Raw genomic sequence first — 11,277 nt, 5'->3', positions numbered from 1 at the left:
GGACGTATTCAAAGCGTGTCCCGGGACACCGTACCCGCTTGCCCATGCTCAGAGTCAGACGATAAAAATCACTTGGAGAGAGAACCCATGGAAAACGGCACCCACTATCGCACCTGTCATCTCTGTGAAGCCATGTGTGGCGTCGCCATTGAGGTTCAGGACGGCCACATCTCCTCCATCAAGGGCGATGAAGACGATCCGTTAAGCCATGGCCACATCTGCCCAAAAGCCGTGGCGCTGCAGGACCTGCACGAAGACCCGGACCGCCTGAAAAAGCCCGTTCGCCGCACCGCGACCGGCTGGCAGGAAATGGAGTGGGACGAAGCCTTTGATCTGGTGGCACATCGCCTGCACCGGGCCCGCAAAGACCATGGTCGCAACAGCATCGGCGTGTACCTGGGGAATCCCAACGTCCACAACCACGGCTCACTGATTGCCACCATGCCCTTCCTGCGCGCCATCGGCAGCCAGAACCGCTTCTCCGCCACCTCCAACGACCAGTTGCCCCACATGCTCGCCAGCCTGGAAATGTTCGGACACCAGATCCTGTTTCCAATCCCGGACATCGACCGCACCGACCTGTTCATCTGCATTGGGGCCAACCCCATGGCCTCCAACGGCAGCCTGATGACCGTACCGGACATCCGTGGCCGCCTGAAAGCGCTGAAAAACCGGGGCGGCAAGATGATTGTGGTCGACCCGCGCCGGACCGAAACCGGCAAACTGGCCGACGAGTTTCATTTTATCCGCCCCGGCAGCGACGCGTTGCTGCTGATGGCGATGGTCCACACCCTGTTTGACGAAAAGCTGGTGAACCTGGGCCATGCGGAAAACTGGACCAAAGATGTGGACCTGCTGCGCCTCGCCTCCCTGAGCTTTACGCCCGAGGCTGCAAGCGAGCACACCGGCATCGATGCAGAGGCCATCCGGGAGCTGGCACGACAACTGGCCACCACCCGCAAAGCGGCGCTGTATACCCGAATGGGCACCAGCACACAGGCATTCGGCGGCATCGCCACCTGGCTGGCGTATTGCCTGAACATCCTGACCGGCAAGCTGGACGCCACCGGCGGCATGATGTTTACCCAGCCGGCCATCGACCTGATTGCCCTCGGTGGGCTGTCGGGGCAGCAAGGGCATTTCGCCAATCGTCACAGCCGGGTGAAGAAGCTGCCGGAGTTCGCCGGTGAATACCCCGCCAGCACCATGGCCGACGAAATCCTTACACCGGGTGAGGGGCAGATTAAAGCGTTTGTGACCGTAGCCGGCAACCCGGTGCTGTCCAACCCCAACGGCGGGCGACTGGATCAGGCGCTGGAGGGTCTGGATTTCATGGTCTCAGTGGACTACTACCTCAATGAAACCACCCGCCATGCGGACGTGATCCTGCCGCCGACAGCCGCGCTTGAACGCAGCCACTACGACCTGATTTTCAGTATGTTTGCGGTACGCAACACCGCCAAGTACAGCGACGCACTGTTCGAGGCCGGCGATGACAGCCGCCACGACTGGCAGATACTGCTGGAACTGGCCCACCGGCTCGAGAAAAAGCGCAAAGGCGGCCGGCTGCCCTTGCGTTCGGAGCTAGGTTGGCGCGCATTCAAACAAATCGGCCCGGATACCATTCTGGATCTGTTGCTGCGCTCAGGGCCCTACGGGGCGGATATCGGGCCGGCCCGACGCCTGGTTCAGCCCGCTGTCGATCTGGTGATGGATGTACTTCCCAAACGCCATCCGCTGCAAGGCCTGGCGAAACTCAGCCCCCTCAACGGACACTGGCAGGATCTGCCCAAAGGGCTGTCACTGAGCGCGCTGCGCGACAACCCGAACGGGATAGACCTTGGCGCGCTGCGGCCCTGCATGCCAGAGCGGCTGTTCACCCGGGATGGCAAAGTGAACCTGGCTCCCAGGCGTTATCTCGAGGATCTGGACCGGTTGCACGCCCTGCTGACCCGCCCAGCGAAGGAAGAACTGCGGATGATTGGCCGCCGTCACGTGCGCAGCAACAATTCCTGGATGCACAACAGCCAGCGCCTGGTGAAAGGCAAAGACCGCTGCACGCTGATGATCCACCCCAGGGATGCCGCCCGTTGCGGATTGCAGGCCGGCGATTCGGCCGAAGTTACGTCCACATCAGCGGAAGTGAAAGGTGCTATTGTAGTGGCGGTGGACATCACCGAAGACATCATGCCCGGTGTGGTGTCGGTGCCCCATGGCTGGGGCCACCACCGTGAAGGCACCGGCCAAGCCGTCGCCGCCGCCCATGCCGGTGCCAGCATCAATGACGTCCTCAGTGACCAGCAAACCGATCCGCTGGTGGGCACGTCCGTACTGAACGGTCAGACCGTGAAAGTAAAAGTCTGGCGCGCGGAGCGTCCGCGTAAACGCGCCTGAACACATAAGGAGCTACCCATGCCTCTATGGTTACAGTGGGCACTGATCACCGCCGGCCTGCTTGTTATCGCACTGTTGGCGACCTTTATCCTGCGTCAGGCCAGGCTGCTGAAACAGAGCCGCCAGCGCAATGACCGCCACCGGGCATTTCAGGAAGATCGCCGGCAATCGATGATCGAAAGCATTCAGGTCATTGCGATGGCCGTCGAGGAAGAGCAAGTGGAGTATTCCGAGGCCTGCCTCAGGCTCAAGGGCCTGCTTGATCACGTCGCACCGGAACTTCTGGAACGCTCCCCCTATCAGGTGTTCCGTGAGGTGCACGATCAGATACAGCACATGCCCACCCATCGTGCCCGCCAGGCCACCGACAGCCGTTTTATTGAGAAGATGGACAGGGAACGGCTGGAGATAGAGGCGCGGAATTCGGATGCCATCCGGCGAGCCGCAGCCGCGCTTCGACAACATGACTTCTGACAACCGAGCTTTTTTCAGAGGGATGGCTTTTATTTCCTCGCCCATGAGCTAGATTTATACACAAGGTGACCTCTACCCTTTCTGCGGACACCTTGCGTTGTTTTCTCCTGATAAGTTTGGACGACTCTGTAACAAGCGAGTGAGCTTGCCGGCCTTTGGGCCGGCTTTTTTGCGGTTTATGCGCGGGCAGATTCAGGGCGTCATCATGCCGGCCATGGCCATAATTCTGGCTTTATTGCCGACCAGTTCATCGAACTGCGCCTCCACCCGCTCCTGATCAAGTCCCAGCGACCGGTAGAATTCCGGCCCAACCGGCTCCCCGGCTCCAATTGCTACACCCCGTGTCGCCAGTAACTGGCGTCCCAGCCAGAGCAACTTGCCATAAGCCGCATAGGGGCCTTGGTAACCAGGGTTTTTCTGGTAGCGGATCGCCAGGGTCACTTCGTCTGGCATGCCCCAGTTCTGCATCAGTTCCGCAGCGATCTGCTCCCGCGTAACACCGAGCAAGTGGTGCTCAATCACCGACGAATCCATGGCCGGATTCACCTCCAGAGAGCGGCATACCAGCTTGAAATGCGGTGGGAACACCTGAGCCAGAACCAGATACCCAAAGTTGTGCAGCAACCCGGCTAGGTAGGCCAGCCCGAACGCAGGGCGCTCACTACGTGGCATCATGCTTGCCAGAATACCGGCCGACTGCGCCTGCCAGATCGCCTGCTGCCAGTAATCCACATAGCCTTCCGGATGGTCCTGCGGCTGTTTCAACGCCCGGCCAAGAGCCAGCCCCATGGCCAGGTTCATCACCAGATCGAAACCCAGAACCCGTGACACCGCATCGTGAACAGACTTCACCTGTCCAGCCGCTGCGTAGAATGAGGAAGACGCCCAGCTCACTACCTGAGCGGCCAGGCTGGGATCACTTTCGACGATATCGACCAGATCCCCCATCACCGCATTGGGGTTCACCCGAAGGTGAATGATGCGTTGTGCAGTCTCGGGCAGGGGCGGCAGTTCCAGCGTATCTTCCAGGCGCTGCTGGATACGCAGCCCGGTGAACTTCTTGATGGCCGAATGGAGCTGGTCACGGTCCTGCTCGGGCCGGTCAAGATTGACCTCAATGGCACTCTGCGCAATGGTGAACGACGCCCGTCCCGCGTTAGCGGTGATGGCCCGAAAATCTTCACCGGGCATCACCATTGCCAGGTCCTGATCGCCCAGCACCAACGCCACCATTTCAAGGGTATCCACCCGCTCATCCACTACGCTGGGCCAGCCCGTCAGTGACGGCAGCGCGGGCAGTTCCGACAGCCCCGCTCGCTGCCTTACCCGCAACTGATCACGGCGGTTCATGACCCTCAGGTCCCGCTGCAGCTGTTTGTTCAGTGCGGCAATATCGAGCAGGTCACCCCGTCGACAGATCGCCTGCAAAGGGCCCTGTTCGTCAGTAAGCAACACCATTCTCAGCAGCTGGTCTTTCGGGGCCTGACTGACATCACGCAGAGACACGCCTGCGGCTGTTTCACCCAGCGCCTGCCGGACCGCGACGGGTAACTCCATAACTATCTCCCTAAAACGTTGGCGCGCCGGTTCCTGGCACGATTACATGTGCCTCAGTATACGGTGAGAAAACCGACCGGGTTTTGACATTGGCCGGATTATTCGCAATTCTCCGGCAATCCATCCGGTTAAACGTCACCGTAGCGGGTTTTTTCGCCCAGCCAGCGGCGGACCAGGCCATCCACCACCGCTCGCTGATTCATCAGTGCCGGTGCCATGGCACGAATGGGCTCGATCCAGCCTTTATCCCGCTCAAAGTCCGCCAGCCGAAACTGCATCAGGCCGGTTTGCCGGGTGCCCAGCACCTCCCCGGGACCGCGGATTTCAAGGTCTTTTTCTGCAATATAGAACCCATCCTGACTGTCTCTGAGGGCCTGCAGCCGGGCCTTTCCGTTCATTGACAGCGGTGGGTGGTACATCAGCACACAGAAGCTGGCCTGCTCACCACGCCCTACCCGGCCACGCAGTTGGTGAAGCTGCGCGAGGCCGAGCCGTTCCGGATTTTCAATAATGATCAGTGATGCGTTGGGCACATCCACCCCCACTTCAATGACGGTGGTTGCCACCAGCAGGTCCAGCTCTCCGTTCTTGAACGCGGCCATGATGTCCGCTTTCTCGGCGGCTTTCAGGCGGCCATGAACCAGGCCTACCGACACATCCGGCAGCCGCTCCGTCAGTTCCTGTGCGGTCACCTCCGCGGCCTGACACTGTAACGCTTCGGACTCTTCAATCAGGGTGCAGACCCAATACGCCTGCCGCCCTTCCCGACAGGCGCTGCGAACCCGCTCAATGACATCATCACGGCGGCTGTCGGGAAGGGTGACGGTTTCAATGGGTTTGCGGCCCGGGGGCAACTCGTCGATGACCGAGGTATCAAGGTCGGCGTAGGCGCTCATCGCCAGCGTTCGGGGGATCGGTGTGGCGGTCATGATCAGTTGGTGAGGCGCCATGGTTCCACCGACGCCTTTTTCCCGCAGCGCCAGGCGCTGGTGCACCCCGAACCGGTGCTGCTCGTCCACAATCACCAGCGCCAGGCGGTTAAAGATGACATCATCCTGAAACAGGGCGTGGGTGCCGATGGCGATGGCGGCGTCACCACTGACTAGCTGTTCAAGCGCTTCCCGGCGAGCCTTACCTTTCACCTTGCCGGACAGCCAGGCCAACCGAATACCAAGCGGCTCAAGCCAGCTGGAAAAATTTTGATAATGCTGTTCCGCCAGAATCTCCGTGGGGGCCATCAACGCCACCTGCGCGCCAGCGCTGATGGCCTGCAAAGCGGCAAGAGCAGCTACCACGGTTTTCCCGGACCCGACATCCCCCTGCACCAGGCGCAACATCGGCAACGGTTGACTGAGATCCTGACGGATATCACTCATCACCTGCTGTTGCGCGCCGGTCAAGCGGAACGGTAATTCCTCAACAAAACGCGCCGAAAGATCTCCCGCCGGCAGCAGCGGCAGCGCCTGTTTCGCCTGGATCTGTTCACGCACCTGAAGCAGGCTCAGTTGGTGGGCCAGCAGCTCTTCCATCACCAGCCGCTGTTGTGCCGGGTGCCGCCCTTCCATCAACAGGTGCACCGGCGCATTGGCCGGCGGGGCGTGCACCAGCTCCACGGCTTCGGAGATCCCGGGCAACTGGTAATCCGCCAGCAGAGCCGGTGGCAGCCAGTCGCGAATGGGGTAACGTTTCAGGTAGGTCTGCGCCTGTTGGCACAGCGAGCGCACACGGGGCTGTTGAATGCCCTCGGTCAGCGGATAAACCGGTGTCAGCGTGGCCTGCCCTTCCGCTGGCATGGGCGGCGGGTTGGTCTGATATTCGGGATGGTAGAACTCGTAACCCGCGCGACCCGGTCGGACTTCCCCGAAACATCGCACCCGCACCCCCTCAGTGAGCTGGTTTTTCTGGGCGGCGTTGAAGTGGAAAAAGCGCATGACCAGGAATCCACTCTGGTCTTTCAGGGTAACCTGGAGGCTGCGGCGACGCCCCATGATCAAATCCGCTTTCACCACCTCGCCTTCCACCACGCCCACATCCCCGATGCGAAGGTTGCCCATGGGAACAACACGGGTGCGGTCCTCGTAGCGATGCGGCAGATGAAACAGCAGGTCCTGAAGGGAGTGGATGCCCAGCTTCGCCAGCCGATCCGCGAGGGCGCTTCCAACGCCCTTTATAGCAGTAACCTGGATGTCATCCAGTGACGTCATGGATGACCTCAGGCGCTGGCTGCGGCAGCCGGGGTATCGGTTTTTGCCTTTTCAATGACGCGGCACTGGCTGGCGGCCAGTGACAACACATCGATGGCTTTCGGCCGGGGGAAGGTCACTCGCCAGGCAAGCGCTACGGTGCGAAACGGCACCGGGGACGTAAACGGACGGACCGCCAGAATATCCTCGTGGTACTGCATGGCGGTGGCAGCCGACAACGGCAGAACCGTGATACCAAGCCCGGAAGCCACCATGTGGCGAATGGTCTCCAGGGAACTGCCCTCGGTGACCAGCGCTGGCGTCGTGGCATTGGCATTGCGGGTGACCGCCTCAACCAGCGGTGGACAGGACTCCAACACCTGATCGCGGAAGCAGTGGCCAGGGCCGAGCAGCAGCAGTTGTTCTTTCGCGAGCTCGGCGGCAGTCAGGGTTTCCTTTTCCGTCAATGGGTGCCCGGCGGGGAGCAGGACCACGAAGGGCTCGTCGTACAATGGCAGCGTTACCACTTCCGGCTCTTCAAACGGCAGCGCGATGATGATGGCATCGAGCTCCGAGTGCCGCAGTTTCTGTCGCAGGCTGGCGGTGTAGTTCTCTTCAATAAACAGCGGCATGTCCGGCGCGGCACGGCGCAACTCCGGCAGCAGGTGCGGAAACAGGTAGGGGCCAATGGTGTAAATGGCACCGACTCTCAGGGCCGAGTTAAGCTGATTTTTGCCATCCTGGGCCATGTCCTTGATCACGCCGACCTGATCAAGCACACGCTGGGCCTGTTCAATAATACGTTGACCGGTTTCCGTCACCCGGATGCTGCTCTTGCTGCGCTCGAACAGGGGGATGCCGAGTTCGTCTTCGAGCTTTTTCACCGCCACACTCAGGGTCGGCTGGCTGACATGACAACGCTCGGCAGCGCGGCCAAAATGCCTTTCCCGTGCCAGGGTAACAACGTATCGTAACTCGGTGAGAGTCATGGGGGGGCTCCGGTCTGAATTCGTCCAGGTCAGAGTGCGCCCAAATTGCGCGCTCTGTACTGATAAGCCAAAGCATAAGGATTGATATTGTCTATGGCAATCACTGAAAGCAATAAACTTCCACGAATCCTGATGGCCGGTTGTGGCAAGCTCGGCGGCGCGATCGCCTCCCTCCTGACAGACCACGCCAAGGTATTCGGACTTCGTCGCACCCCGTCTAACGTGCCGGTGGGCATCAGCCCTCTCGGTGCCGACCTGACCCAGGCGGAACAGGTTAGATCGGTCATTCCCGACAACCTCGACATCGTCATTTATTGCCTGACACCCTCCCGCTATGACGAACAGGGGTATCAGGATGCCTACGTGACCGGCCTTCGCAACCTGCTGGATGCACTGCAGGGGCAGGCAATGAGCCGCCTGATATTTATCAGCAGTTCCAGCGTTTATGCGCAGGATGATGATGCCTGGGTGGACGAATCCAGCCCCACGGAGCCGGCACGTTTCAGCGGCCAGACCATCCTCACCGGCGAACGCACGGCGCTGGCAAGTGGCTTCCCCGCGACCGTGGTTCGCTTTAGTGGTATTTACGGGCCTACCCGCCGCCGGTTTCTTGAAGAGGTGATTGCAGGCAGCATGGACCCGGCAAGCCCGGCTCCTTTCAGTAACCGTATTCACGAGGACGATGCCGCAGCTGCGGTGGCACACCTAACCGGTAAGGCGCTGGCGGGCGAGCCCCTTGAAGACTGTTACATTGCCAGTGATTGTGAGCCGGTTCGGCTGGATGAGGTCGTGGCCTGGGTCCGGGATCAGTTACCGTGTAACGCTCCCCGGCCCGATGCCCGCAAGGGTGGGCGCGCTGGCAGCAAACGGTGCCACAATCGGCGGCTACTCGACAGCGGGTTTCAGTTTCGCTATCCGAATTTCCGCACTGGGTATCAGGAGATGATTGCCAGGCAAGGCTAGCCAGGGACATACGCATGAAAAAGGCGGCCATGGCCGCCTTTTTCAGTCTGCTGGCTAAGTCTCCTCAGCTCAGCACCATCACCGCTTCCATCTCAATGGGCACGCCCTTCGGCAGAGCCGCCACACCGACGGCAGCGCGGGCCGGATAGGGTTCCTGGAAGTAGGTCGCCATGATTTCATTCACGGTGGCAAAGTTGGCCAAATCGGTCATGTAGATGTTGAGCTTGACGATGTCTCTTAGCTCACCGCCACTGGCCTCGCACACCGCTTTCAGGTTTTCGAACACCTGGCGTGTCTTGGCGGCGAAATCACCGGCTACCACTTCCATGGTTTCCGGCACCAGAGGAATCTGGCCCGACAGGTATACGGTATCGCCAGCTTTCACTGCCTGGGAATAGGTACCGATGGCCTGGGGCGCATTGTCGGTCTGGATAATAGATTTATTGGTCATGACCTTGGGATTCCTCTCTACCAAAACGCCAATCGTCGCCCCTGGGAGCTCGCCCTGTCAACCAGCCATTGATCGGCCTGACCGTTAACGGCGAATCCGGCTTATGTGGGTGACAGCACGGATATTCCGAATCCGCCGCATGACTCTTGCCAGGTGTCGCCGGCCGTTCACATGCACCACCAGGCTGACTACGCCCAGCCGGGCGTCCTGCTCTTCAACGTTTATCCGCTCGATATTGCCGTCGGCCATGGCAACCGCGTTCGCCACTTCGGCAATCACTCCGCGCTGGCGCTCAAGCTCCACCCGCAACTCGACCGAGAACTCATCGGTAATGTCCTTCGCCCATTTCAGATGGGTCAGCCGCGCGCGGCCTTCGTCGTCCTCGGGGAGGCGGGAACAGGTATCGGAGTGAATAACCATGCCCTCACCAGAGTCCATCACGCCCACCACCGGGTCACCAGGGATGGGCTTGCAGCAACTGGCAAAGCGCACCAGCAACCCTTCGGTTCCGCGAATGGTGACCGGGCTGTTCCCTGGCTGGGCCGCCGGCGTCTCCATTTCTTCGTCCCCACCACTGACCAGCTGGCGGGCAACCAGGTAGGCCATGCGATTGCCAAGGCCGATGTCGCCGACCAGATCATCCAGGCTGCTGACCTGGTTGTGTTTCACCACGGCATCGATCTGACGATCACCAATCTTCGACAGGCTGGTACCAAAACCTTTCAGGGACTTTTTGAGCAACGCCTTGCCCAGATCCAGAGACTCGGCCCGTTTCTGATTCTTCAGAACATGCCGAATACTGCTGCGAGCCTTGCCGGTGACCACGAAGCTCAGCCACGCCGGGTTGGGCCGGGCACCGGGGGCGGTGATGACCTCCACCGTCTGGCCGCTTTGCAACGGCTGACTCAGTGACCCCAGGTTCCGATTGATGCGACACGCCACGGTGGCATTGCCGATGTCGGTGTGTATGGCGTAGGCGAAATCCACCGGGGTCGCACCGCTGGGCAACTCCATGATCTTGCCCTTCGGGGTGAACACATAGATTTCATCCGGAAACAGGTCAACCTTGACGTGCTCGATGAATTCCAGCGAATCGTCCGCCCGCTCGCGCATCTCCATCAGGCCTTTCACCCAGCGATCTACACGCAACTGGTTAACGTGGGTCTCGCTGGACGACTCGTTCTTATACATCCAATGGGCGGCAATACCATTGTTGGCGATGTGCTCCATTTCCTCAGTACGGATCTGGATTTCAATGTTCACGTGCATGCCAAACAGGGTGGTGTGCAGGGACTGGTAGCCATTGGCCTTGGGCATGGCAATGTAGTCCTTGAAGCGGCCCGGCAATGGCTTATAGAGGCTGTGCACCGCGCCCAGAATGCGGTAGCAGTCATCTTCTGTGTCTGTAATGATGCGGAAGGCGTACACATCCATGATCTCGTGGAACGACTTCTGCTTGAACTTCATCTTGTTGTAGATGCTGTTCATGTGTTTTTCACGCCCGAGAATACGCCCTGGCATGCCACGCTCTTCGAGTTTTTCCTGAAGCTTATCGCGAATATCGTCGATGATTTCCCGGTGACTGCCCCGCAGCTTTTCCACCGCTTTGGATATGTAACGGGAGCGCATCGGGTACAGAGCGGCGAAGCCGAGGTCTTCCAACTCCGTGCAGATTGAGTGCATGCCCAAACGATTGGCGATGGGGGCGTAGATATCCAGGGTTTCGTTGGCAATCCGCTGGCGCTTTTCATACGGCATGGGGCCGAGGGTGCGCATGTTGTGCAGACGGTCCGCCAGTTTGACCAGAATCACGCGGATATCCCGGGCCATCGCCAGCGTCATCTTCTGGAAGTTCTCCGCCTGGGCCTCGGCGCGGGAACGGAACTCGATCTGGGTCAGCTTACTGACCCCGTCCACCAGCTCGGCCACGTCGTCGCCAAACTGGTCTGACAGCGCATCCTTGGGAATGCCCGTGTCTTCGATAACGTCATGAAGCATGGCCGCCATCAGGCTTTGGTGGTCAAGTTTCAGATCGGCAAGGATGCGGGCCACGGCCAGGGGATGGGTAATGTAGCGGTCGCCACTGCGGCGCATCTGGCCTTCGTGGGCCTGGTCGGCGTAATAGTAGGCACGTCGCACCTGATTGATGCGATGGGTATCCAGATAGGAGCTGAGCTCAGTGGCCAACCCTTCAACCGTTGCCTGTGCCGACACCGCGCCTCCGAGTAGAAATTATAAAGAAAAGATAAAAATCAGGGACAAAAAA

The 11,277-nt window shown here is 60.0% G+C and carries 8 protein-coding genes; 3 read left to right on the top strand and 5 right to left on the bottom strand.

Going from position 1 to position 11,277, the window contains the following annotated elements; genetic code table 11:
- The first annotated feature begins 87 nt into the window (after window positions 1–87).
- Window positions 88–2,394: a molybdopterin-dependent oxidoreductase gene (locus WD429_RS06175; protein ID WP_368421301.1), complete on the top strand. Its 2,307-nt coding sequence runs from the start codon at window positions 88–90 to the stop codon at window positions 2,392–2,394.
- Between the two features lie 18 nt (window positions 2,395–2,412).
- Window positions 2,413–2,868: a DUF2489 domain-containing protein gene (locus tag WD429_RS06170; protein WP_368421300.1), complete on the top strand. Its 456-nt coding sequence runs from the start codon at window positions 2,413–2,415 to the stop codon at window positions 2,866–2,868.
- 192 nt (window positions 2,869–3,060) lie between these two features.
- Here the strand turns inward: WD429_RS06170 and WD429_RS06165 are convergent, their stop codons facing one another.
- The 3 genes from WD429_RS06165 to WD429_RS06155 form a co-directional block, all read right to left on the bottom strand.
- Window positions 3,061–4,425, bottom strand: coding sequence for an HDOD domain-containing protein (locus WD429_RS06165; protein ID WP_368421299.1), 1,365 nt, complete (start codon window positions 4,423–4,425; stop codon window positions 3,061–3,063).
- Between the two features lie 128 nt (window positions 4,426–4,553).
- A complete protein-coding gene (gene recG, locus WD429_RS06160) occupies window positions 4,554–6,629 on the bottom strand; it encodes an ATP-dependent DNA helicase RecG (RefSeq protein WP_368421298.1) in 2,076 nt (691 codons plus the stop codon).
- A gap of 8 nt (window positions 6,630–6,637) precedes the next feature.
- Complete coding sequence (locus WD429_RS06155; RefSeq protein ID WP_368421297.1) at window positions 6,638–7,597, bottom strand: hydrogen peroxide-inducible genes activator; 960 nt, start codon at window positions 7,595–7,597, stop codon at window positions 6,638–6,640.
- 93 nt (window positions 7,598–7,690) lie between these two features.
- Here WD429_RS06155 and WD429_RS06150 point away from each other — a divergent pair, with 93 nt between their 5' ends.
- Window positions 7,691–8,560, top strand: coding sequence for an NAD-dependent epimerase/dehydratase family protein (locus tag WD429_RS06150; protein WP_368421296.1), 870 nt, complete (start codon window positions 7,691–7,693; stop codon window positions 8,558–8,560).
- A 64-nt stretch (window positions 8,561–8,624) separates the two neighbouring features.
- Here the strand turns inward: WD429_RS06150 and WD429_RS06145 are convergent, their stop codons facing one another.
- Both WD429_RS06145 and WD429_RS06140 read right to left on the bottom strand, forming a co-directional pair.
- Window positions 8,625–9,011, bottom strand: coding sequence for a RidA family protein (locus WD429_RS06145; protein WP_368421295.1), 387 nt, complete (start codon window positions 9,009–9,011; stop codon window positions 8,625–8,627).
- A gap of 84 nt (window positions 9,012–9,095) precedes the next feature.
- Entirely contained in the window at window positions 9,096–11,225 is a 2,130-nt protein-coding gene (locus WD429_RS06140) for a bifunctional (p)ppGpp synthetase/guanosine-3',5'-bis(diphosphate) 3'-pyrophosphohydrolase (RefSeq protein ID WP_368421294.1), read from the bottom strand.
- Window positions 11,226–11,277 lie beyond the last annotated feature (52 nt).

It is taken from the genome of Marinobacter sp. (assembly GCF_040904845.1).
Lineage (GTDB): Bacteria > Pseudomonadota > Gammaproteobacteria > Pseudomonadales > Oleiphilaceae > Marinobacter.
Note: the sequence above shows the minus strand (reverse complement) of the source record. Positions and strands in the feature narration are given on the sequence as shown.